This is a genomic window from Pseudomonas putida, assembly GCA_029953615.1.
Taxonomy (GTDB): domain Bacteria; phylum Pseudomonadota; class Gammaproteobacteria; order Pseudomonadales; family Pseudomonadaceae; genus Aquipseudomonas.
On sequence record CP124529.1, the window covers coordinates 679459 to 703080 of the forward strand.

Sequence of the window (23622 nt, forward strand, 5' to 3'; positions counted from 1 at the left end):
GATGAACGACCATAACAACAGCATCAACCCGGAAACCGCCATGGCCACCAACTACCATGACCATGATCCAGGCCCTGCGCTCGGCCATGGATGTCATGCTCGAGCGCGACGACAATGTGGTGATCTACGGCCAGGACGTCGGCTACTTCGGTGGCGTGTTCCGCTGCACCGAAGGCCTGCAGAACAAGTACGGCAAGTCCCGCGTGTTCGACGCGCCGATCTCCGAGAGCGGCATCGTCGGTACCGCCGTGGGCATGGGTGCCTACGGCCTGCGCCCGGTGGTGGAAATCCAGTTCGCCGACTACTTCTACCCGGCCTCCGACCAGATCGTTTCCGAGATGGCGCGCCTGCGTTACCGTTCGGCCGGCGAATTCATCGCCCCGCTGACCCTGCGCATGCCCTGCGGTGGCGGCATCTATGGCGGCCAGACTCACAGCCAGAGCCCGGAAGCGATGTTCACCCAGGTGTGCGGCCTGCGCACCGTCATGCCGTCCAACCCGTATGACGCCAAAGGCCTGCTGATCGCCTCAATCGAATGCGATGACCCGGTGATCTTCCTCGAACCCAAGCGCCTGTACAACGGCCCGTTCGATGGCCACCACGACCGCCCCGTTACCCCGTGGTCGAAGCACCCGCAAAGTGCCGTGCCAGACGGCTACTACAGCGTACCACTGGACAAGGCGGCCATTACCCGCCCCGGCAATGATGTCACCGTACTGACCTACGGCACCACGGTGTACGTGGCCCAGGTGGCCGCCGAAGAGACCGGCGTCGACGCCGAAGTGATCGACCTGCGTAGCTTGTGGCCGCTGGACCTGGACACCATCGTCGAGTCGGTGAAAAAGACCGGCCGCTGCGTGGTGGTACACGAGGCCACCCGCACCTGTGGCTTCGGCGCCGAACTGGTGTCGCTGGTGCAGGAACACTGCTTCCACCACCTGGAGGCGCCGATCGAGCGCGTCACCGGCTGGGACACCCCCTACCCCCACGCACAGGAATGGGCTTACTTCCCAGGGCCTTCGCGGGTAGGTGCGGCATTGAAAAAGGTCATGGAGGTCTGAATGGGCACGCACGTCATCAAGATGCCGGACATTGGCGAAGGCATCGCGCAGGTCGAATTGGTCGAGTGGTTCGTCAAGGTCGGCGACATGATCGCCGAAGACCAGGTGGTGGCCGATGTCATGACCGACAAGGCCACCGTGGAAATCCCGTCGCCGGTCAGCGGCAAGGTGCTGGCCCTGGGTGGCCAGCCGGGTGAGGTGATGGCGGTTGGCAGCGAGCTGATCCGCATCGAAGTGGAAGGCAGCGGCAACCATGTGGACGTGCCGCAGGCCAAGCCGGCCGAAGCCCCGCCAGCCCCCGTGGCCGCCAGGCCGGAACCGCAGAAGGAAGTAAAGCCGGCTGCATGCCAGGCGCCGCTCAACCATGAGGCAGCCCCGATCGTGCCGCGCCAGCCGGGCGACAAGCCACTGGCCTCGCCGGCGGTGCGCAAGCGTGCCCTGGATGCCGGTATCGAACTGCGTTACGTACATGGCAGCGGCCCGGCCGGCCGCATCCTGCACGAAGACCTCGACGCGTTCATGAGCAAGCCGCACAGCGCTGGCGGGCAAGCGTCCAGTGGCTATGCCAAACGCACCGACAGCGAACAGGTGCAGGTGATCGGCCTGCGCCGCAAGATCGCCCAACGCATGCAGGACGCCAAGCGCCGGGTCGCGCACTTCAGCTATGTAGAAGAAATCGACGTCACCGCGCTGGAAGCCCTGCGCCAGCAACTCAACAGCAAGCACGGTGACAGCCGTGGCAAACTGACCCTGCTGCCGTTCCTGGTCCGTGCCCTGGTCGTGGCGCTGCGCGACTTCCCGCAGATCAACGCCACCTATGACGACGAAGCCCAGGTCATCACCCGCCATGGCGCGGTGCATGTGGGCATCGCCACCCAAGGTGACAACGGCCTGATGGTGCCGGTGCTGCGCCATGCCGAAGCGGGCAGCCTGTGGAGCAATGCCGGCGAGATTTCGCGCCTGGCCAACGCTGCCCGCAACAACAAGGCCAGCCGCGATGAGCTGTCCGGTTCGACCATTACCCTGACCAGCCTGGGCGCCTTGGGCGGTATCGTCAGCACACCGGTGGTCAACACCCCTGAAGTGGCGATCGTCGGCGTCAACCGCATGGTCGAGCGGCCGGTGGTAATCGACGGCCAGATCGTCGTGCGCAAGATGATGAACCTGTCCAGCTCGTTCGACCACCGCGTGGTCGATGGCATGGACGCCGCGCTGTTCATCCAGGCCGTGCGCGGCCTGCTCGAACAACCCGCCTGCCTGTTCGTGGAGTGAGCATGCAACAGACTATCCAGACTACCCTGTTGATCATCGGCGGCGGCCCTGGCGGCTACGTAGCTGCCATCCGCGCCGGGCAACTGGGCATCCCCACCGTGCTGGTAGAAGGCCAGGCACTGGGCGGTACCTGCCTGAACATCGGCTGCATCCCGTCCAAGGCGCTGATCCACGTGGCCGAGCAGTTCCACCAGACCTCGCGCTTTACCGAGCCATCGCCGCTGGGTATCAGTGTCGCCTCGCCACGCCTGGACATCGGCCAGAGCGTGGCCTGGAAGGACGGCATCGTCGACCGGCTGACCACCGGCGTCGCCGCGCTGCTGAAAAAGCACGGGGTTAAAGTGATCCATGGCTGGGCGAAGGTCCTCGACGGCAAGCAGGTCGAGGTCGATGGCCAGCGTATCCAGTGCGAACACCTGTTGCTGGCCACGGGCTCCAGCAGCGTCGAACTGCCGATGCTGCCGCTGGGCGGGCCGATCATTTCCTCGACCGAAGCCCTGGCGCCGAAAACCCTGCCGCAGCACCTTGTGGTGGTGGGCGGCGGCTATATCGGCCTGGAACTGGGCATTGCCTACCGCAAGCTGGGCGCGCAGGTCAGTGTGGTGGAAGCGCGCGAGCGCATCCTGCCGACCTACGACAGCGAGCTGACCGCCCCGGTGGCCGAATCGCTGAAGAAGCTGGGCATCGCCCTGCACCTGGGCCATAGCGTCGAAGGTTACGAAGGCGGCTGCCTGCTGGCCCGTGATGGCCAGGGCGGGCAACTGCGCCTGGAAGCCGACCAGGTGCTGGTGGCCGTAGGCCGTCGGCCACGCACGCAAGGTTTCAACCTGGAGTGCCTGGACCTGAAGATGAACGGCGCCGCCGTCGCCATCGACGAGCGCTGCCAGACCAGCATGCGCAACGTCTGGGCCATCGGCGACGTGGCCGGCGAACCGATGCTTGCGCACCGGGCCATGGCCCAGGGCGAGATGGTCGCGGAGATCATCGCCGGCAAGGCACGCCGTTTCGAACCCAGCGCGATCGCCGCGGTATGTTTCACCGACCCGGAAGTGGTGGTGGTCGGCAAGACCCCGGAGCAAGCCAGCCAGCAAGGGCTGGACTGCATCGTCGCGCAGTTCCCGTTCGCCGCCAATGGCCGGGCCATGAGCCTGGAATCCAAAAGCGGTTTCGTGCGCGTGGTGGCGCGCCGTGACAACCACCTTATCCTTGGTTGGCAGGCGGTTGGCGTGGCTGTTTCCGAGTTGTCGACGGCGTTTGCCCAGTCGCTGGAGATGGGCGCGTGCCTGGAGGACGTAGCCGGCACCATCCATGCCCACCCGACACTGGGTGAGGCGGTACAGGAAGCGGCACTGCGCGCCCTGGGCCACGCTCTGCATATCTGACACTGAAGCGGCTGAGGCCGATTTGGCCCGCTGCGCCCCAGGCGCCGCGGGTCTTTTTTCATGCCTGATCGGTGCCGGCCTCTTCGCGGGTAAACCCGCCCACAGGATTTGTGCTGCCTTTGAGCCTTGTGCAATACCTGTGGGAGCGGGTCCACCCGCGAAGAGGCCCGCTCGGTTTACTCCGAAATGGCGTTCTTGCCAGCATCCTTGGCCCGGTACAGCGCCTGGTCGGCACGCGCCAGCAGCGTATACGGGTCATCTTCTTCCTGCCATTGCACCACGCCGTAGCTCATGGTCAGCCGGCAATCGCCCACCGGCCCCAGCCGCTCCATCACCTGGCGCAATCGCCACGCCACCTCCAGCGCTTCGCCCAGCGAGGTCTGTGGCAGCACGATGGCGAACTCGTCACCACCCCAACGGGCCAGCAGGTCCGGCTCTCGCAGGCAGGTTCGCAGGCTGTCGACCACCCGCACCAGCGCCGCATCACCCTGGGCATGGCCATAACGGTCATTGATCGGCTTGAAGTCATCCAGGTCCATGGCAATCAGCGACAACGGCTGGCGAAAGCGCTGGGCGCGCTGACATTCCCGCTGCAGCACGTTTTCCAGCCGGTAGCGGTTGGCGACCCGGGTCAAGGCATCGCGTTCGGCCAACTCGCGGTTCTCATCCAGTTGCCGCTGCAACTGCTGGTTCACCCACGACAGCTCGCGGGTGCGTTCGGCGACCTGGCTTTCCAGCGACTGGTTCTTCTGCTGCAGCTGCGCCACCAGGCGTTTGCCGGCATCGATGTTGCGGTGGGCACCAAGCATGCGCGCCACCGAGCCATCCGGATTACGGTCGATGATGTAGCCGCTGTCCTCGACCCACAGGTAGCTACCGTCCTGGCAACGACAGCGGTATTCGACCAGGTAGTGCTCGTTGCGCTGGTTTATGTACGCCTCGAAATGCGCCATCACCCGAGGGTAGTCCTCCGGGTGGATCACGCTTTCCCAGGTGAGCACTGAATTGGCCATGGAATGGCTGGGGTAGCCGAGCATGGCGTACCAGCCCGGGTTGCGATAGACGTAGCCGGTATTGGCATTCCAGTCCCAAATGCCATCGCTGATCAAATCGAACAACGTATGCAACTGCTGCTCGCTGAAGCCGGCAGGTACCGGCCGGGTTTCCTGACTCATGAATGCTCTCCCTGATGCCCAGCAACTTCGCTCCGATCAAGGGGCTGCCGACAGTGGTGGTCATTGCCGCAGGCGGCAAGGTCATGCCTCTGACGGGCAAGCATATGCCCAGCGTGCCACCATCGGAATACCCCAACCCCTTATTTTCTCGGCGTTGGCGGCTGGCATGGCATTTGCCATTCCACACTGGCCAATCACCTTTCCGAGGAGGACCCCATGTCGATTGCCATCAACGGCCTCGGCTGGCAGGCCGTAGTACATCAGCAGCAGCGCACCAGCAACGAGCAAACGCCGGCCAATGGCCCGCAGCTCAGCCCGCTGATGGTCGCCAGCAATGCCACCGCGCAACACGGCAGCCGAGGCAATACTGCGCAGCAGAATGCCGAGGACGCCCGCGAAGAAGCCTTTGCCAGGCTCAAGGTAATGCTGCACAACCCCGAGGCCGCCGGCAGCCCACCGGGGGACAGGGCGACTGCGGAAACCAGCAGCGCCCGCCAGGCCTTTGACGACTACATGAACAAGACCCCGGGCGAGATGATCAAGGAGAAGCTGTTGCATGAACTGGGCATGACCGAGGACGAATACAACGCCTTGCCGCCCGAGCAGAAGGAAAAGGTCGCCCAGCAGCTTGCCCAACGCATGCAGGAAGATGTGGAAATAAAGACCCAGGCAAAGATCGACGCCCAAGCCACTGCGCGGGAAACCACTGAGGATGGGCAGCACCTGACAACACGCACGGGAATGTAACAGGGGTACGAGGGATAAATGGCGTCCCAGGCAGGAATTGAACCTGCAACCTTCCCCTTAGGAGGGGGATGCTCTATCCAATTGAGCTACTGAGACGCAAGTGCCGGCAACGAGCGCTGCACAGCGGGACGGCCAGCATGTTAACCAGCATGCCGGCGTTTGTCATGCTTCAAGCGGGCTTTTTCGCGTAATCCTTTTCTGCCAATGCTACACCTGCGGCAACACACCTTCATCACGCAGCAGCGCGAACAACGCCGCGACCGCTGCTTCCAGGCTGGTGGAATTGTCCAGCACATGCACCGACGGATCGTTCAGCGCCTGCAAGCGGGCGTTACGGGCCAGCCGCTGCTCGACCTCATCTGCGGTTTCCCGACCGCGCGCCAGCAAGCGCTCGCGCAGCACCTCGGGCCTGACCTCGACACGCACTGCCAGCAGGTTCGGGTAGCGCTGGCGCGCCTCGGTCAGATAAGCCCGCGAACCATTCACCAGCACCGCCCTGCCCGCCGCCAGCCACTGGTCAAGCTGCTGTGGAATACCGTAATCCAGGCCATTGGCTCGCCAATGCATGGCGAACGCCCCCTGAGCCCGCAGTGTTTCGAACTGTTCGGCCGTGACCCCGTGGGCGGCTTCGCCCCTGGCTTCGGCCGAACGGGTTATGACGCGACGGGCGATTTCCACCCCGGCGGCAGTCAGCCGCTCACGTGACGCGTCGATCAGGGAATCTTTCCCTGAACCCGACGGTCCTATAAGAAATATCAACCGGCCTGTCCCTGATTGGCGGTCGCTTGCGTCATGTTGCATAGCCACTATGCTCTATGAGAGGGAACCGGCGCATTCTAGTGGTTTTCCAGTCCTTTTGCTGCTTTTTACCAGTTTTTGACGGCAAAAGTCTGACAGTTGGGCAAGCCGGCGCATGTAAAACTTTTCAAACCAGTACTCATTTCTGATAATTGGTACTGGCATAAAGCCTTTATTCGGCTCACTATTTGTCACAGAATTGACGCCAAGGAAACGGCGACCATGAGGCAAGATGAGCATCCATTTTTCACCGACGGTTGAACATTCTGTCGTCGCCACGGTCGTACTACCACCCCGTGCGGCCAATTTGAGAACCGCTTCCCCTGAACCAAAATCCGGTCAATTTATATGCGCCCAATGAAACAGGCTATTTATTCGAGCCGCACCGCTGACAAGTTCGTCGTCCGCCTGCCAGACGGAATGCGTGAGCGCATTGCCGAGGTAGCGCGCAACCATCACCGCAGCATGAACTCCGAGATCATCGCGCGCCTGGAACAGAGCCTTATCCAGGAAGGTGCGCTGGGTGACGAGTTGAGCATGCGCCTGGACAGCCCCGAACTGTCCCTGCATGAACGCGAGTTGCTGCAACGCTTCCGCCAACTGTCCCACCGCCAGCAGAACGCGCTGGTCGCCCTCATCGCTCACGATGTGGAAATGGCTGCCGACGCTTCCTGAGGTTTGCAGTGCACATGAAAAAGCCAGCGTAAGCTGGCTTTTTTTATGGGCGGACGGTCCTGCAGGAGACGCGGTCCTTTGTAGGAGCGGCCTTGTGTCGCGATGGGCCGCCAGGCGGCCCCAAAAATTCATGCCGCACCGTTGAAATCCTGGGGCCGCCTTGCGGCCCATCGCGACACAAGGCTGCTCCTACAGGGATCGCGTAGGCCGGAAAGACCGGGTTAGAGCAGGAACAGCGTGGCCAGCCCAAGGAAGATGAAGAACCCGCCACTGTCGGTCACCGCGGTAATCATCACGCTGGAGCCCATCGCCGGGTCGCGCCCCAGGCGAGTCAGGGTCATCGGGATCAACACCCCCATCAAGGCCGCCAACAGCAGGTTCAAGGTCATCGCCGCGGTCATCACCAGGCCCAACGACCAGCTGCCATACAGCCAGAATGCCACCGCACCGATCACCCCGCCCCAGATCAGGCCGTTGAGCAGCGATACCGCCAGCTCCTTGCGCATCAGGCGGCTGGTGTTGCCCGGCGACACCTGGTCCAGCGCCATGGCGCGTACGATCATGGTGATGGTCTGGTTACCGGAGTTGCCGCCAATACCCGCCACGATCGGCATCAACGCCGCCAGGGCTACCAGTTTCTCGATCGAACCTTCGAACAGGCCGATCACACGCGACGCAACGAAAGCAGTGATCAGGTTGATGGCCAACCAGGCCCAGCGGTTGCGCAGCGAACGCCAGACCGAGGCGAAGATATCTTCTTCCTCGCGCAAACCGGCCATGTTCAGCACTTCGCTTTCGCTTTCTTCACGAATCAGATCGACCATTTCGTCGATGGTCAAACGGCCGATCAGGCGTTCGTTCTTGTCCACCACCGGCGCCGATACCAGGTCATAACGCTCGAAGGCCTGCGCCGCATCATAGGCATCTTCCTCGGGGTGGAAGGAGACCGGGTCGGTCGCCATGACCTCCGCCACCATTTTCTCCGGGTCGTTGACCAGCAGGCGCTTGATCGGCAATACGCCCTTGAGAATGCCGTCATAGTCGACCACGAACAGTTTGTCAGTGTGGTTCGGCAGCTCTTTCAGGCGGCGCAGGTAGCGCAACACCACTTCCAGGCTGACGTCTTCGCGGATGGTGACCATCTCGAAGTCCATCAGCGCACCAACCTGCTCCTCGTCGTAGCTCAGCGCCGAACGCACGCGCTCGCGTTGCTGGGCATCGAGGGTTTCCATCAGCTCGTGAACAACGTCACGCGGCAGCTCAGGGGCCAGGTCGGCCAGCTCGTCGGCGTCCATTTCCTTGGCGGCGGCGAGCAGCTCGTGATCGTCCATGTCGGCGATCAGCGATTGCCGCACAGCATCGGAGACTTCCAGCAGGATGTCGCCATCGCGATCCGAGCGCACCAGCTGCCAGACCGTCAGGCGGTCTTCCAGTGGCAAGGCTTCGAGGATATAGGCGATGTCGGCGGGGTGCAGGTCATCGAGCTTGCGCTGCAGCTCGACGAGGTTCTGCCGGTGGACCAGGTTTTCCACCAGGTCGTGGTGGGCGCCTTCCTGACGGTGGGTCAGGTCTTCGACCACGCGCTGGCGCTGCAGCAGTTCGACCACCTGGGCCAGGCGGTCCTGCAGGCTTTCCTGCGCTTTTTTTACTTCTACTTCAGTCATAGGCGAACTCCACTCCCAGCAGCGGAGCACGCCGGGAGAATCAATCGGTCAGATCTTTCTGTATGAATCTTGTTAGCGAGTAACTACTGGGTAAGTCCATGGTGGTTTTCCACAAGCCCCGGCGGGGCTGACGGGCGCAATCATACACTGCTAAAGCTGTCAGATCGCTTAAAATTTTGGCCAGAACAATCGTTTGCGTGATAAAGCTGGGACAACGCTCGAAGCTATCAGTGCGACGGTGGATCTGGCAGTTAAAGCACATTTGATATGTGCCAGGATGTGTTTGTGGTGCCTGATCGATTCTGGGGCTGCTTTGCAGCCCATCGCGACACAAGGCCGCTCCTACAAGGGATCGCGTACTTCTGTAGGAGCGGCCTTGTGTCGCGAAAGGGTCGCGCAGCGGCCCCAAAGGCACACGCTCAATCTACAGATGAGCTTAGATCGACATCAGCAACAATTCATTGGCGCAGAAAAACAAAAAGCCCGCTCAAATGAGCGGGCTTCTTGATTGGGTGTGGCGGACTCAGGAGGATTCGAACCTCCGACCGCTCGGTTCGTAGCCGAGTACTCTATCCAGCTGAGCTATGAGTCCGTGGTGGTAGTTTTAGACCAGGTTACCACTGGTTGGTTGAAGCGCCTTTGCAAGCAGAGCCACTTCAAAAAGTGGCGGACTCAGCAGGATTCGAACCTGCGACCGCTCGGTTCGTAGCCGAGTACTCTATCCAGCTGAGCTATGAGTCCGCGATGGTATTTTTAGACCAGGTTACCACTGGTTTCTTGAAGCAGCCTTGCATGCAAAGCCACTTCAAAAGTGGCGGACTCAGGAGGATTCGAACCTCCGACCGCTCGGTTCGTAGCCGAGTACTCTATCCAGCTGAGCTATGAGTCCGTGTCTTGCCGCGCATTATAGGTCGCTGAAACATTTTTGCAAGAACTTTTTCGTTTAAAATCAACTACTTAGCGTTCTTACCGTTTACAGCGCCCTAAGCGAATAATGGCGGTGAAGGGGGGATTCGAACCCCCGATACCCTTATGAGGTATACTCCCTTAGCAGGGGAGCGCCTTCGGCCACTCGGCCACCTCACCGCAACACGAGGCGAATATTAAACAGGCTCTTCCTCGTTTGCAACCCTTTTTTTGAAAAAAACTTCAAAAAAATTAAAGGCTTGGCTCCTCGTCCTTCTCTTTCTTGATCCGCAGGTAGATTTCTTCGCGGTGCACAGCCACTTCTTTCGGGGCGCTGACGCCAATACGCACCTGGTTGCCTTTGACGCCGAGCACCGTCACGGTGATCTCGCCGTCTCCAATGATCAGGCTCTCGGCGCACCGACGAGTCAGAATCAACATAGCTTTCTCCTTACGCAAAACATTCAGGGGTAACAGTCATGGGTGTTGCGGCCTGGTCGTGGACGACGACTCGGGGCCCGGTTACTCACCACGCAGGGCAGGACAGGCCTGCGTGGCGAGCAGAAACGCGAAGGGCGCGGCAAGCCGCGCCCTTCCAGGCAGCGTATTACTCGCTCTGTCGTGCCGGAGCGTCAAGCTCGAACGCGGTGTGCAGCGCGCGCACGGCCAGCTCCAGGTACTTCTCCTCGATCACCACCGAAACCTTGATCTCGGAGGTGGAGATCATCTGAATGTTGATGCTCTCCTTGGCCAGGGCTTCGAACATGCGGCTGGCCACACCGGCGTGCGAACGCATGCCGACGCCAACGATCGAGACCTTGGCGATCTTGGTGTCGCCGATCACTTCACGGGCGCCGATTTCGCGGGCAGGGTATTTTCCAACACGCTCTGCGCCTTCTCGTACTCGTTGCGGTGTACGGTGAAGGTGAAGTCGGTGGTGTTATCGTGGGCAACGTTCTGCACGATCATGTCGACCTCGATGTTCGAGGCGCTGATCGGGCCGAGGATCTTGAAGGCCACGCCCGGGGTGTCCGGCACGCCGCGAATGGTCAGCTTGGCTTCATCACGGTTGAAGGCGATACCGGAAATGATCGGCTGTTCCATGGATTCCTCTTCATCAATGGTAATGAGGGTACCCGGACCCTCCTTGAAGCTGTGCAGCACGCGCAGCGGAACGTTGTACTTGCCGGCGAACTCCACCGAACGGATCTGCAGCACCTTGGAACCGAGGCTGGCCATTTCCAGCATCTCTTCGAAGGTGATCTTCTCCAGGCGCCGGGCCTGTGGCACAACGCGCGGGTCGGTGGTGTAGACGCCATCGACGTCGGTGTAGATCTGGCACTCGTCAGCCTTCAGAGCCGCCGCCAGGGCCACACCGGTGGTGTCGGAACCGCCACGGCCCAGGGTGGTGATGCTGCCGTGCTCGTCGACGCCCTGGAAGCCCGCCACCACGACCACGCGGCCCTCCTTGAGGTCGGCACGAATCTTCTGGTCGTCGATCTGCAGGATGCGCGCCTTGTTATGCGCGCTGTCGGTGAGAATGCGCACCTGGTTGCCGGTGTAGGACACCGCTGGCACACCACGCTTGATCAAGGCCATGGTCAGCAAGGCAATGGTGACCTGCTCGCCGGTCGACACGATCACGTCCAGTTCACGCGGAACCGGCTGATCGGTGATCTGCTTGGCCAGGTCGATCAGGCGATTGGTTTCACCGCTCATGGCCGACAATACAACCACCAGGTCGTCGCCCGCCTCACGGTGTTTCTTGACCTTATCGGCTACCTGCTCGATCCGCTCGATGGAACCGACAGAGGTGCCGCCAAATTTCTGTACGATCAACGCCATTTCAATGGTGCCTCAGCCCATACAGGGCCCCAAAAAACAATCCAACATGAGGGGGGGACGACTAGACCATCCCCCCTTCATCTCAAAGTCCCTGCTCTGCGAATGGCACGGCCAGCGCCAAGGCCTGGTCCAGCGCAGCGACGTCGACGCCACCACCCTGGGCCATGTCCGGACGGCCACCGCCCTTGCCACCCACTGCCGCAGCGGCTTGCTTCATCAGATCGCCAGCCTTGAGTTGGCTGGAGAGGTCCTTGGTCACGCCGGCCACCAGCACGACCTTGCCCTCATGCTCGCTGCCCAGCAGGATCACTGCGTGGCCGAGCTTGTTCTTCAGTTGATCGACCAGCGCCAGCAAGGCCTTGCCGTCCTGCCCATCCAGGCGGGCGGCGAGCACCTTGGCGCCCTTGACCTCAACGGCCGCGTTGGAGAGATCGTCCCCGGCGGCGCTGGCGGCCTTGGCCTGCAGCTGTTCCAGCTGCTTCTCCAGCTGGCGGTTGCGCTCGAGCACAGCCGACAGCTTGTCGATCAGGTTGTCGCGGTTACCCTTCACCAGTTGCGCGGCTTCCTTGACCTGCTCTTCGGCAGCGTTCAGGTAGGCCAGCGCAGCAGCGCCGGTGACCGCTTCGATTCGGCGCACGCCCGAAGCCACGCCGCCTTCGCTGATGATCTTGAACAGGCTGATGTCACCGGTGCGCTTGGCGTGGATACCGCCGCACAGCTCCACCGAGAAATCGCCGCCCATGCTCAGCACACGCACGGTGTCGCCGTACTTCTCGCCGAACAGCGCCATGGCGCCCTTGGCCTTGGCGGTTTCGATGTCGGTCAGTTCGGTTTCTACCGCAGTGTTCTTGCGCACTTCGCGGTTGACGATGTCTTCCAGGGCCTTGATCTGCTCCGGTTTGACCGCCTCGAAGTGGCTGAAGTCGAAACGCAGGCGCTGGCTGTCGACCAGCGAGCCTTTCTGCTGTACGTGCTCGCCCAGTACCTGGCGCAGCGCTTCGTGCAGCAGGTGGGTGGCGGAGTGGTTCAGCGAGGTGGCGTGCTGCACCTCGGCATCGACCTTGGCCTCGACCGGCGAACCGATCACCAGCGCACCGCTGGCAACCACGCCGTGGTGCAGGAAGGCACCGCCGGTCTTGGTGGTGTCGCGCACGTCGAAGCGCGCAGCGCCAGCCTGCAGGTAGCCGGTGTCACCCACCTGGCCACCGGATTCGGCGTAGAACGGCGTGCGGTCGAGCACGACCACGCCCTGCTCGCCCTCACCCAGCTGGTCGACGGCCTGGCCGTCCTTGTACAGGGCGATGATCTTGCCCTGGCCTTCGGTGGCTTCGTAGCCTAGGAATTCGGTGGCGCTGTCGACCTTGACCAGGCTGTTGTAGTCCATGCCGAAGGCGCTGGCGGAGCGGGCACGTTCACGCTGGGCGTCCATCTCGCGCTCGAAACCGGCTTCGTCGATGGTCAGCTCGCGCTCGCGGGCGATGTCGGCGGTCAGGTCCATCGGGAAACCGTAGGTGTCGTACAGCTTGAACACCACGTCGCCCGGCACCACGTCGCCTTCGAGCTGGGCCAGGTCCTGCTCGAGGATGCGCAGGCCCTGCTCCAGGGTCTTGGCGAACTGCTCTTCTTCAGCCTTGAGCACGCGCTCGATGTGCGCCTGCTGGCTGTTCAGCTCCGGGAAGGCCTCGCCCATTTCCGCTACCAGCGCGGCAACGATCTGGTAGAAGAAGCTGCCCTTGGCGCCCAGCTTGTTACCGTGGCGGCAGGCACGACGAATGATGCGGCGCAGCACGTAGCCACGACCTTCGTTGGAAGGCAGCACACCGTCTGCGATCAGGAAGCCGCACGAACGGATGTGGTCGGCGACCACTTTCAGCGAGGCCTGGCCGTCATTGCTGCAACCGATGGCCTTGGCCGCGGCCGCCAGCAGGTTCTGGAACAGGTCGATCTCGTAGTTCGAGTGCACGTGCTGCAGCACGGCGCTGACGCGCTCCAGGCCCATGCCGGTGTCCACCGACGGCGCTGGCAGCGGGTGCAGCACGCCGTCGGCGGTGCGGTTGAACTGCATGAAGACGTTGTTCCAGATCTCGATGTAGCGGTCGCCGTCTTCTTCCGGCGAGCCGGGTGGGCCGCCCCAGATGTCCGGGCCGTGGTCGTAGAAGATCTCGGTGCACGGGCCGCACGGGCCGGTGTCGCCCATGGTCCAGAAGTTGTCGGAGGCGTACGGGGCGCCCTTGTTGTCACCGATGCGCACCATGCGCTCGGCCGGCACGCCGACTTCCTTGGTCCAGATATCGTAGGCTTCGTCGTCAGTGGCGTAGACGGTGACCCAGAGCTTTTCCTTGGGCAGGTTCAGCCACTTTTCCGACGTCAGGAAGGTCCAGGCGAAGGTAATCGCGTCGCGCTTGAAATAGTCGCCGAAGCTGAAGTTGCCCAGCATTTCGAAGAAGGTGTGGTGACGCGCGGTGTAACCGACGTTTTCCAGGTCATTGTGCTTGCCACCGGCGCGCACGCACTTCTGGCTGCTGACCGCACGGGTGTAGGCACGCTTCTCTGCACCGAGGAAGCAGTCCTTGAACTGGTTCATGCCTGCGTTGGTGAACAGCAGGGTCGGGTCGTTGTTCGGGATCAGCGAACTGGAGGCGACTCGGGTATGGCCCTGCTCTTCGAAGAAGCGAAGGAAGGCTTCACGGATTTCTGCGCTTTTCATAGGTTCTTCCACGGAAACGGCGGCCCTGTTGGGCAAACGCGTCGACGAAACGACGGCAAAGGGCCGCATTATATCGGTCCTGCGGTCTCGATGCAGTGTGTTTATACGATAGAAACCATCGTTTGGACGGTTTTTCGGGCTATGCAAACGAAAACGACATCACTGGATGCTAAATCCAGCCTTTCGCCACTGGCAAGCCAATTACCGCTCATGGGGAGGGAAAATGGAACAGACGGTGAATTAAAAGAGTTTCATGGGAAAACAGGATCCATTTCAACCTGTACCGGCCCCATCGCCGGCAAGCCGGCTCCCACATCGAGCGCATCAGCTTCAGGCCCTGCGCTGTACCTGTGGGAGCCGGCTTGCCGGCGATGGGGCCATTACAGGCTGACGGGCAATCAGCCCAGGCGCTGCCCCGAATCGGGCACGATGAGGATCCCTGCGCGCAAGCCGTTCTTGACCTTGGGGTTGGGGAAGATGATGCGCGCGCCCTCCTCCTCGACCACCCAGCGCGTCTCGGCCAGGTCTTCGGCCAGCAGGTAGCCCTTGCTCAGCTCGGAGAAATTCTCGATGTCCGCCGGCAGGTGCAGGTGGAAGCTGTCGCTGTGCTTGATGATCTCGCGAGAAACGCTGAACAGCTGCAGGCCATCCAGCGAGCTTTCGCCTTCAGGCTCGGTATTTTCGATGATGCGGATCAGCCGCTCTTCCAGCCTGTCGAGGTTCACCTCCTCGTTCTGACCGAACGGGCGGGCCTTGCCCAGCTCCAGGGTGAAGGCTTCGGCCTCGAGCTGCTCGTAGGTGAAGGCGCTGAAGGTGAATGGAAGACTTGCTTTGCAACAACACCGCCTCCATGCCCGCCGCCGCCAGGCGTGCCAGTTCGCGGCGGGAATGCTTGCGCCCCTCTTTATAAGGGTACAAGGCGAACTGCTCGATCTTCGAGCCACGAATGGCAGTATGCAAGTCGTAATGCAGGCGGCTGCGCCCCGGCTTGCTGAAGAACACCCGGGCGAACTGTTCCAGCTCGGCGGCACGCAATGCCTCGAAGCCACTGGACAGCTCGTGGCGGCCGTTGAACAGGCGGTTGATGTCCTGCTCGATGAAACGCTCGCCCTTGCGGATCGCTGCCGGGTTGCCGAACAGGAACAGCACCCGTGCCTTGGGTTTGATCTTGCCGTTGGCCACACCATGCAGCAGCCGCTCGAGCAATTCGATCGGTGCCGTTTCGTTGCCGTGGATGCCGGCGGACAACAGCAGGTCCAACCCGCAATCCTCGCTTTCGGCAGGGCGCACTTCGAGCGCGCCCTCCCCCAGCCAGCGCCCAAACGCGCGCCCTTGGGTGTCACTTGGGTCTTCTCGGCCGGTTCGTGATCGGTGAGGGTCAGCTCAAGCAATTTTCCAAGGGCGAGCATAGGTACTTCCTTAGTGGTGGTGGCCGCAGTCGGGGCCATGGACGTGATCGTCGTCTTCGCCGACCTCCGCGGGTTCCATTTCCAGCTGCAGGCTGACCAGGTTGGTGGCCATCGGGCGCAGCAGCAGGTTGGCGTATTCGGTGTCGTCTTCCTCGACATCCACGCCAATCAGCAACTGGCCACGGCCATCCTGCTGAATCCACACTTCCTTGCCTTGCCAGACCACGGCAAAGCGGGTGCAGGAAGTTTCCAGCTGGGTGCCGTCTTCATCTTCCAGGATAAGGCGCAGGGCGTCGGTCATTGCAAAGTCTCTCTTCAAGGTTGGCGTTGGAACGGGTACACCGAGCCCAACTTCAGGATCTGGGTCAATTCGTCCAGTGCCGTACGGCATTCCACCAGCAATTGCGGGTCGGCCAGGTCCGCTTCGCCAAGGCGATCGCGGTAATGCTTGTCAACCCATTGCAGCAGGGTGTCGTACAGCGGGGCGGTCATGATAACGCCTTGGTTGACCGCTGCCAGTTCCGTTTCCTTCAACGCCACGCGCAAACGCAGGCACGCCGGGCCACCGCCGTTCTGCATGCTCTGCTTGAGGTCGAATACCTTGACCTCCTTCACCGGGCCGCCCTGGCTGGTCAACTGACCCAGATAGGCCCAGACCCGCTCGTTGTTGCGGCACTCTTCCGGCACCACCAGCAGCATCGAACCGTCGTCGCGGCTGAGCAGCTGGCTGTTGAACAGGTAGGAGCGCACCGCGTCCTCCACCGTAACCGCTGCCCGCGGCACGCAGATGGCCTGGAAGTTGCCACCCTTGCTGGCCAGTTTAGCTCGCAGCTGGCCAAGTACCGCGTCGGTCTCGAGGAAAGCGTCCTCGTGGTAGAACAGCACCTCGCCGTTGCCCACCGAGATTACATCGTTGTGGAACACGCCCTGGTCGATCACGGCCGGGTTCTGTTGAGCGTAGACCACGCCATCGTCGCTCAGGCCATGCAGCCTGGCCACCGCCTGCGAGTCTTCCAGGGTTTGCCGGGCCGGGTATTTCTGCGGCGCCGGGTAGCGGCTGTCGAACGCACTGCGGCCATAGACGAAGAACTCCACGCCAGCCTCGCCGTAGCTACGGCAGAAGCGCGTGTGGTTGGCCGCGCCCTCGTCACCGAACTGGGCCACGGCAGGCAGTGCCGCATGGTGGGCAAAATGCTGCTCATTGCTGAACATGGCCCCGAGCACGCGGCTGGTGGTCGGGTGCTCGATGCTGCGGTGGTACTTGCAGTTGAGGTTGGCAGCGGTGAAGTGCACGCGGCCATCGGCCGTGTCGGCACTGGGGCTGACGGTGGCGGCGTTGGCCACCCACATGCTCGAGGCCGAGCAGCTGGCCACCAGCAATGGCATGGCTTCCCTGGCAGCACGCTGGATCACTTCGGCATCGCTGCCGCTGAAGCCAAGGCGGCGCAGTGCGGCCACATCCGGGCGCTCCTGCGGCGCCAGCACGCCCTGCTTGAAGCCCATGTCGGCCAGCGCTTTCATCTTCGCCAGGCCCTGGCGCGCGGCTTCGCGCGGGTTGGAACCCTGCTGGCTGTTGCTCTGCGAAGCCACGTTGCCGTAGGACAGGCCGCCATAGTTGTGGGTAGGCCCCACCAGGCCATCAAAATTCACTTCGTAGGATTTCATCGGCTAGGCTCCGTGACCTGTTGTTATAGGGTGACGCCCGGCGTCAAGGTCGCCGGCAAGGCAAGGCTGGCGGTCTCCAGCGAAGCCACGGGGTAAGCGCAGTAATCGGCTGCGTAATAGGCACTGGCGCGGTGGTTGCCACTGGCGCCGACACCACCGAACGGCGCGCTGCTGGCGGCGCCGGTCAGTTGCTTGTTCCAGTTGACGATGCCGGCGCGGCTGCGCAGCCAGAAGTACTGGTAGCGGGCACGGGAGTCGGACAGCAAGCCGGCGGCCAGGCCGTACTGGGTGTTGTTGGCCTCGTCGATGGCAGCATCGAAGTCGGCATAGCGGATTACCTGCAGCAGCGGGCCGAAGAACTCTTCGTCCGGGCGCTCGGCCACGGCGGTGACATCGACAATGCCCGGGGTCAGCAGTGCCGCATCGGCCTGCGGCTGGGTCATTTCCAGCAGTTTCACGGCACCCTTGGCGACCAGTTCGGCCTGTGCCGCAATCAGCGCCCGCGCCGCCTCCAGCGAAATCACCGAGCCCATGAACGGCGCGGGCTGCTGGTCGAACGCGCCAACCGTTATGGTTCTGCTCACTTCGACCAGCCGCGCGATCAGCGCATCGCCCCAGGCGCCTTGCGGCACCAGCAGACGACGGGCGCAGGTGCAGCGCTGGCCAGCGGAAATGAACGCCGACTGGATGATGGTGTACACCGCGGCGTCGAGGTCCTGGACCTCGTCCACCAGCAGCGGGTTGTTACCGCCCATCTCCAGGGCCAGGATCTTGTCCGGGCGACCGGCGAATTGCTGGTGCAGCAGGTTGCCGGTGCGGCTGGAGCCGGTGAAGAACAAGCCATCGATACCCGGATTGGCGGCCAGCGCCACGCCGGTTTCACGCGCGCCCTGCACCAGGTTCAACACACCCGCCGGCAAACCGGCGGCGATCCAGCAATTGACCGTCAGTTCGGCGACCTTGGGTGTCAGCTCGCTGGGCTTGAACACCACGCAGTTGCCCGCCAGCAGCGCCGGCACGATATGGCCGTTGGGCAGGTGGCCGGGGAAGTTGTACGGGCCGAAAACCGCCACCACACCGTGGGGTTTGTGCCGCAGCACGGCCGTGGCATCGGCCAGCGGGCCGCTCTTTTCGCCGGTGCGCTCGCGGTAGCTTTGCACCGAGATCGCCACCTTGTTGATCATGCTGGTGACTTCGGTCGCCGATTCCCACAGGGGCTTGCCGGTTTCCTCACCGATGCACTGGGCCATGGCTTCGGCATGCGCTTTCAGTTGCGTGGCGAACTTCTCCAGCACATCGATACGTGCTTCCAGGCTCAATTGCGCCCAGGCCGGGAAGGCGTGACGCGCAGCCTGTACGGCGGCATCCACCTGGCTGGCGTCGGCGCCCTGCCCCTCCCAGACGACGGCTTGCGTCACCGGGTTGAGCGACTGCAGGGTTTCGCCCTGGCCGGCATGCCAGTTGCCTGCGATGTAATGCGTGGTCATTTATTTGGCCTCCCGGCTTGCCGACAGCGGCACCGCGCGCACGTTGTCGCCGGCACCCATGCGCAGGCGCTTGGCCGTCAAGGGGTCGACCACCAGGGTACCGGCGGCCAACCGCGCAGGTGCAGCCGTGATGCGGCAGTCGTCGCGCTTGCGGTTGTGAATGATGTAAGGGGTGGCGTCATCGCCCGGCGTGCCCACGGCCAGCACCAGGGTCTGGCTTTCGCGTACGGCGCGGATCTTGTCGGTGTCGCACTCGATGGCGGGGCCGGCGTCGAAAATATCGACGTAGCCCTGGTAGTTGAAGCCTTCCTGCTTGAGCATGGCCAGCGCCGGCTCGGTGTCCTTGTGCACGCGGCCGATCACGTTGCGCGCTGCCTCGGACAGGAAGCAGGTGTACAGCGGAAACTTCGGCATCAGTTCGGCAATGAACGACTTGTTGCCCACGCCGGTGAGGTAGTCGGCCTGGCTGAACTCCATCTTGAAGAAGTGCCGGCCCAGGCTTTCCCAGAATGGCGAACGCCCCTGCTCGTCGGACATGCCCCGCATTTCGGCGATGATCTTCTTGCCGAACAGCTCGGGGAACTCGGCGATGAACAGCATGCGCGCCCGCGACAGCAGACGGCCGTTGAGGCCGGAGCGGTAGTCGCTGCGCAGGAACAGCGAGCACAGCTCGGAGTTGCCGGTCAGGTCGTTGGCCAGGAACAGGGTGGGGATTTCGCGGTAGATCTTCAGCTCCTGCGAGGCGCTGACGGTCAGGCCGACCCGGTAGTTGTACCAGGGCTCGCGCAGGCCGACGGCACCGGCGATGGCACTGATGCCCACGACCATGCCTTCGTCGTTTTCCAGCACGAACAGGTAGTCGGTGTCGGCGCGCTCGGCTTCGCCACGGAAGCTTTTTTCCGCCCAGCCAACGCGATGCCCCAGGCGCTCTTCGTTGGCCGGCAGCGTGGTCAGCCCGGTGGTCCCGGTGCTGCGTGCCAATTCGATCAACGCAGGCAAATCGCTGCTGCGTACAGGACGAACGATCATGCTATCTCCTTGTGCGACGGCGGCGGCCGGCGCGAAACTCTGCTAACGCATCAATCCGCAAACGTCTGTTGCCAGACCTCAGACCGCGACCAGGCGCACGCTGGCGCCCTCGCCCACCCCCAGCGCATCGGCGGCCGCCAGGCTCAGGCTGACCGGCTTGCCGGGCACCCAGTCCAGGTCCAGCAGCACTGCGCGGTAGTCCTGCAACTGGCCATTGCACACCAGGTATGGGCGCCCGCCCTTGACCGGGGCGTCCTCGAGCTTCACCGGCACCACCCGGCTCTGGGCGATCGAGCGGATACCCGAGGTACGCGCATGCAGGGTCGGGCCGCCGTCGAAGATGTCGATGTAGTGCTCGGTCTCGAAGCCTTCGCGCATGAGGATGTCGAAGGTAATCTGCGCCCGCGGGTGCACCTGGCCCATGGCTTCCTGCGCCAGGTCAGGCAGCAGCGGCACATAGATCGGGTAGTGCGGCATCAGCTCGGCGAGGAAGGTGCGGCTCTTGAGGCCGCACAGGCGTTCGGCATCGGCGTAGTTGAGGTCGAAGAAGTTGCGACCGATGGCATCCCAGAACGGTGATTCACTCTGCTCGTCGCTGTAGCCGACGATCTCGGTCACCACCGAATCGGCGAAGCGCTCCGGGTGCGAAGCCATGAACAACAGGCGACCACGTGAATTGAGCTCGGCCCAGCCACTGTTCACCAGCTCCGGCAGTACATAAAAGCTGGTCAGCAGGCTGTTGCCGGTCAGGTCGTGGCACAGCGAAAGCACGTGGATCTTGTTGTGGATCTTCAGCTCGCGCGAGGCGTGCACGAAGGTTTCGTTACGAAAGCTGTAGAACGGCTCGGAGTAGCCGGCCGAGGCGACGATCGCCGAGCAGCCTGCCAGCTTGCCGGTTTCGCTGTCTTCAAGGACGAAGAAGTAGCTTTCCTCGCCATTGAAGCTGACCTCGGCGGCGAAGGAAGTCTCGGAAGCGGCGATCTTGTCGCCCAGGCGAGCAGCGTCGTCCGGCAGCGAGGTGACACCAATGGGGCTGTCTGCAGCCATGCGCTGCACTTCGTTCAGATCAGCCATTTGCGCGGGGCGCATCACCAGCATGGTGTCACTCCTTTGGAATACGGGCCGCTCACGGCGGCACGAAAAAACGGCAGGTGCACCGGCACCTGCACGGGAATCGGGTATCGCCGGCCCGCAGGCAGCGCGGGAGCCGGCGAAGGGACCTCAGGCCGTTCAGGCCTGGGTCAGGGTGGCCACGGCGCGCTCGAAGCGATCCAGGCCTTCATCGATATCGGCGTCTTCAACCACCAGGCTTGGGGCAAAGCGGACCACATCCGGGCCGGCCTGCAGCACCATCACACCTTCCTTCTCGGCGGCGTTGAGCACGTCCTTGGCCTTGCCTTTCCAGGCGTCGGCGAGCACGCAGCCCAGCAACAGGCCAACGCCACGCACCTGGGTGAATAGCTGGTATTTCTGGCCGATCTGCTCCAGGCGCACCTTGAAACGCTCGTGCTTGGCCTTGATGCCAGCCAGGGTTTCCGGGGTGTTGACCACGTCCAGCACTGCGCAGGCGACGGCGCAACCCAGCGGGTTGCCGCCATAGGTGGTGCCGTGGGTGCCGACGGCCAGGTGCTTGGCCAGCTCGGTGGTGGTCAGCATGGCGCCGATCGGGAAGCCGCCGCCCAGGCTCTTGGCGCTGGTCAGGATATCCGGCGTCACACCGTAGTGCTGGTAGGCATACAGCGAACCGGTACGGCCCACGCCGGTCTGCACTTCGTCGAAGATCAGCAGGGCGTTGTGTTCGTCACACAGTTTGCGCGCGCCTTCCAGGTAGGCCTTGTCAGCCGGTACCACGCCGCTCTCGCCTTGAATCGGCTCGATCACCACGGCGCAGGTCTTGTCGGAAATCTGTGCCCTCAGCGCTTCCAGGTCGTTGTACGGCACGTGGCTGATGCCGGTGATCTTCGGACCGAAGCCGTCGGAATACTTCGGCTGGCCACCGACGCTGACGGTAAACAGGGTACGGCCGTGGAAGCTGTTCACGGTGGAAATGATTTCGTGTTTTTCCGGGCCGAAGCGGTCATGAGCAACGCGCCGGGCCAGCTTGAACGCGGCCTCGTTGGCCTCGGCGCCGGAGTTGCAGAAGAACGCACGGTCGGCAAAGGTGGCGTCCACCAGCTTGTGGGCCAGGCGCAGCGCCGGCTCGTTGGTGAACACGTTGGATACGTGCCAGAGGGTGTTGGCCTGCTCGGTCAGGGCCTTGACCAGTGCCGGGTGGCAGTGGCCCAGGGCGTTGACCGCGATGCCGCCGGCAAAGTCGATCAGCTCACGACCTGACTGGTCCCAGACACGGGAACCCTCGCCTCGCACAGGAATGAAGGCCGCCGGAGAATAGTTGGGAACCATGACCTGGTCGAAATCGGCACGTTGCACCGGGGCTTGCTCAACGGACATCTGAGTCTCCTGAAGAGGAACGCTGGCCTGGAAGTGGCGAGCGATGGGGGGATTGTAAGGACTGATCCGCGCCTGTCCTTGCGGCCAAGCGACAACTTGTTACAGCGCAAAACCCAGTTTTGACAAGGCTTTCGGCAATGCGACAAACACTGTCGCAATCGCGCAGTGTACGGGAGAGAGGGGGCTGGGTGAACGGGTGTTCACATTAAGAAAGGCGCTGCCTGCACTGGCCTCTTCGCGGACACGCCCGCGAAAGGGCCGGCATAGGAGAAGGAAATATCAGCCTTTTTCGGCAGGCGCCGAGCTCAGTTCGAACGGGCTGCTGCTACGCCGCTGGTTACGATCTTCCCGTGGCGTTGCGCCAAAGAAGTTGCGGTAGGCACTGGAAAAATGCGGCCCCGACGAGAAGCCACAGGACAGCCCGATCTGGATAATCGACTTGCTGGTCTGCATCAGCATCTGCCGCGCCTTGTTCAGCCGCAGCTCCAGGTAATACTGGCTCGGCACGCGGTTCAGGTACTGCTTGAAAATTCGCTCCAGTTGCCGGCGCGACACGCACACGTGCTGGGCAATTTCGTCAGTGGTCAGCGGCTCTTCGATGTTGGCTTCCATCAGCAGCACCGCCTGGGTCAGCTTGGGATGGCTCGAGCCCAGGCGGTTCTGCAGCGGAATGCGCTGGCGCTCGCCACCCTCGCGGATGCGCTCGACCACCAGTTCCTCCGACACCGCCCCGGCCAGCTCCGCCCCGTGGTCACGGGCCAGCACCGCCAGCAACAGGTCGGTCACGGCCATACCACCACAGGCAGTCAGGCGATCGCGGTCCCAGTCGAACAGGTGGCTGGTAGCGATGACTTTGGGAAAGCGCTCGGCAAAATCATCCTGCCAGCGCCAGTGCACTGCAGCCCGGTAACCGTCAAGCAGTCCCAGCATCGCCAAGGGGTAGACCCCGGCTGACAGGCCGCCGATCACGCAGCCACTGCGCGCCAGGTGCTTGAGCGCCGCCGACAACGCCGCCCCCACCGCCGGCGGCTGCTCGTCAGCCAGCAGGAACAGCTTGTGGCACCCTTCGAGACGGCCGTTCCACGGCTCGCCCGGCAAACGCCAGTTGCCCTCCTGCGCCGGCTCCGCCTGCAGGAAGAGCAGCTCGTAGACCACCTCGGGGTGCACCCGCTGCGCCACCTGCAACACTTCCTCGGCCAGCGCCAGGGTCAAAGGCCTGGTGCTGGGCCAGATGAGAAAACCGATTCGCTGGGTGGTCATAGGGTACGGTCCGAAACCTGAGGTCGTTCGAGTCTGTGCGCCGGGTCAGGCTGCGCTCGCCGCGCAGCATGCCCTATTCTGGTGCAAAA

Annotated in this window: 16 protein-coding genes, 5 tRNA genes and 3 pseudogenes; 5 read left to right on the plus strand and 19 right to left on the minus strand. The window is 62.8% G+C overall.

The genetic code is table 11. From position 1 onward, the window contains the following. Window position 1: 1 nt before the first annotated feature. The 3 genes and pseudogenes from QIY50_03160 to lpdA all read left to right on the plus strand — a co-directional run bounded on the left by QIY50_03160 (window position 2) and on the right by lpdA (window position 3715). Window positions 2-1061, plus strand: a pseudogene (locus QIY50_03160) (alpha-ketoacid dehydrogenase subunit beta). After that, on the plus strand, window positions 1062-2333 hold the full coding sequence (locus tag QIY50_03165) for a dihydrolipoamide acetyltransferase family protein (protein ID WGV21281.1): 1272 nt from the start codon (window positions 1062-1064) through the stop codon (window positions 2331-2333). 2 nt (window positions 2334-2335) lie between these two features. Then, window positions 2336-3715 (plus strand): dihydrolipoyl dehydrogenase, encoded by a 1380-nt coding sequence (lpdA, locus tag QIY50_03170; protein WGV21282.1) that lies wholly within the window; start codon window positions 2336-2338, stop codon window positions 3713-3715. 176 nt (window positions 3716-3891) lie between these two features. Here the strand turns inward: lpdA and QIY50_03175 are convergent, their stop codons facing one another. After that, window positions 3892-4890 carry a diguanylate cyclase gene (locus QIY50_03175; protein ID WGV21283.1) on the minus strand — a complete coding sequence of 333 codons (999 nt, stop codon included), beginning with the start codon at window positions 4888-4890 and terminating at the stop codon, window positions 3892-3894. 216 nt (window positions 4891-5106) lie between these two features. Between QIY50_03175 and QIY50_03180 the strand changes: the two genes are divergently transcribed. After that, window positions 5107-5637, plus strand: coding sequence for a hypothetical protein (locus QIY50_03180; GenBank protein ID WGV21284.1), 531 nt, complete (start codon window positions 5107-5109; stop codon window positions 5635-5637). A 19-nt stretch (window positions 5638-5656) separates the two neighbouring features. Here the strand turns inward: QIY50_03180 and QIY50_03185 are convergent. Together QIY50_03185 and phnN are read right to left on the minus strand one after the other, a co-directional pair. Then, window positions 5657-5733, minus strand: a tRNA-Arg gene (locus tag QIY50_03185). Between the two features lie 111 nt (window positions 5734-5844). Next, entirely contained in the window at window positions 5845-6438 is a 594-nt protein-coding gene (phnN, locus tag QIY50_03190; protein ID WGV21285.1) for a phosphonate metabolism protein/1,5-bisphosphokinase (PRPP-forming) PhnN, read from the minus strand. A gap of 345 nt (window positions 6439-6783) precedes the next feature. Between phnN and QIY50_03195 the strand changes: the two genes are divergently transcribed. After that, complete coding sequence (locus tag QIY50_03195) at window positions 6784-7110, plus strand: Arc family DNA-binding protein (protein ID WGV21286.1); 327 nt, start codon at window positions 6784-6786, stop codon at window positions 7108-7110. A 221-nt stretch (window positions 7111-7331) separates the two neighbouring features. Here QIY50_03195 and mgtE read toward each other — a convergent pair whose 3' ends face one another. From mgtE to argR, 16 genes and pseudogenes are all read right to left on the minus strand, one after another. Next, complete coding sequence (gene mgtE, locus QIY50_03200; GenBank protein WGV21287.1) at window positions 7332-8774, minus strand: magnesium transporter; 1443 nt, start codon at window positions 8772-8774, stop codon at window positions 7332-7334. A gap of 515 nt (window positions 8775-9289) precedes the next feature. Beyond that, a tRNA-Arg gene (locus tag QIY50_03205) sits at window positions 9290-9366 on the minus strand. 72 nt (window positions 9367-9438) lie between these two features. Next, a tRNA-Arg gene (locus tag QIY50_03210) sits at window positions 9439-9515 on the minus strand. Window positions 9516-9586: 71 nt separating this feature from the next. Beyond that, window positions 9587-9663: transfer RNA gene (locus QIY50_03215), tRNA-Arg, on the minus strand. 106 nt (window positions 9664-9769) lie between these two features. Next, window positions 9770-9860, minus strand: a tRNA-Ser gene (locus QIY50_03220). 72 nt (window positions 9861-9932) lie between these two features. Further along, the gene (gene csrA / locus QIY50_03225; GenBank protein WGV21288.1) at window positions 9933-10121 is read right to left on the minus strand and encodes a carbon storage regulator CsrA; all 189 of its coding nucleotides are present in this window, start codon (window positions 10119-10121) and stop codon (window positions 9933-9935) included. 166 nt (window positions 10122-10287) lie between these two features. After that, window positions 10288-11525, minus strand: a pseudogene (locus QIY50_03230) (aspartate kinase). Window positions 11526-11607: 82 nt separating this feature from the next. Beyond that, complete coding sequence (gene alaS, locus QIY50_03235) at window positions 11608-14232, minus strand: alanine--tRNA ligase (GenBank protein WGV21289.1); 2625 nt, start codon at window positions 14230-14232, stop codon at window positions 11608-11610. A gap of 398 nt (window positions 14233-14630) precedes the next feature. Then, window positions 14631-15641: pseudogene (gene astE, locus QIY50_03240) on the minus strand (succinylglutamate desuccinylase). 10 nt (window positions 15642-15651) lie between these two features. Continuing rightward, window positions 15652-15942, minus strand: coding sequence for a topoisomerase II (locus QIY50_03245; protein WGV21290.1), 291 nt, complete (start codon window positions 15940-15942; stop codon window positions 15652-15654). A gap of 14 nt (window positions 15943-15956) precedes the next feature. Further along, complete coding sequence (gene astB / locus QIY50_03250) at window positions 15957-17306, minus strand: N-succinylarginine dihydrolase (protein ID WGV21291.1); 1350 nt, start codon at window positions 17304-17306, stop codon at window positions 15957-15959. Window positions 17307-17329: 23 nt separating this feature from the next. Continuing rightward, window positions 17330-18793 carry a succinylglutamate-semialdehyde dehydrogenase gene (gene astD / locus QIY50_03255; protein WGV21292.1) on the minus strand — a complete coding sequence of 488 codons (1464 nt, stop codon included), beginning with the start codon at window positions 18791-18793 and terminating at the stop codon, window positions 17330-17332. Further along, complete coding sequence (astA, locus tag QIY50_03260; GenBank protein ID WGV21293.1) at window positions 18794-19822, minus strand: arginine N-succinyltransferase; 1029 nt, start codon at window positions 19820-19822, stop codon at window positions 18794-18796. 78 nt (window positions 19823-19900) lie between these two features. After that, window positions 19901-20920, minus strand: a complete 1020-nt coding sequence (gene aruF, locus QIY50_03265) for an arginine/ornithine succinyltransferase subunit alpha (GenBank protein WGV21294.1) — start codon at window positions 20918-20920, stop codon at window positions 19901-19903. Window positions 20921-21052: 132 nt separating this feature from the next. Further along, a complete protein-coding gene (locus tag QIY50_03270) occupies window positions 21053-22273 on the minus strand; it encodes an aspartate aminotransferase family protein (protein WGV21295.1) in 1221 nt (406 codons plus the stop codon). Window positions 22274-22552: 279 nt separating this feature from the next. Beyond that, window positions 22553-23533: a transcriptional regulator ArgR gene (gene argR / locus QIY50_03275; GenBank protein WGV21296.1), complete on the minus strand. Its 981-nt coding sequence runs from the start codon at window positions 23531-23533 to the stop codon at window positions 22553-22555. Window positions 23534-23622 lie beyond the last annotated feature (89 nt).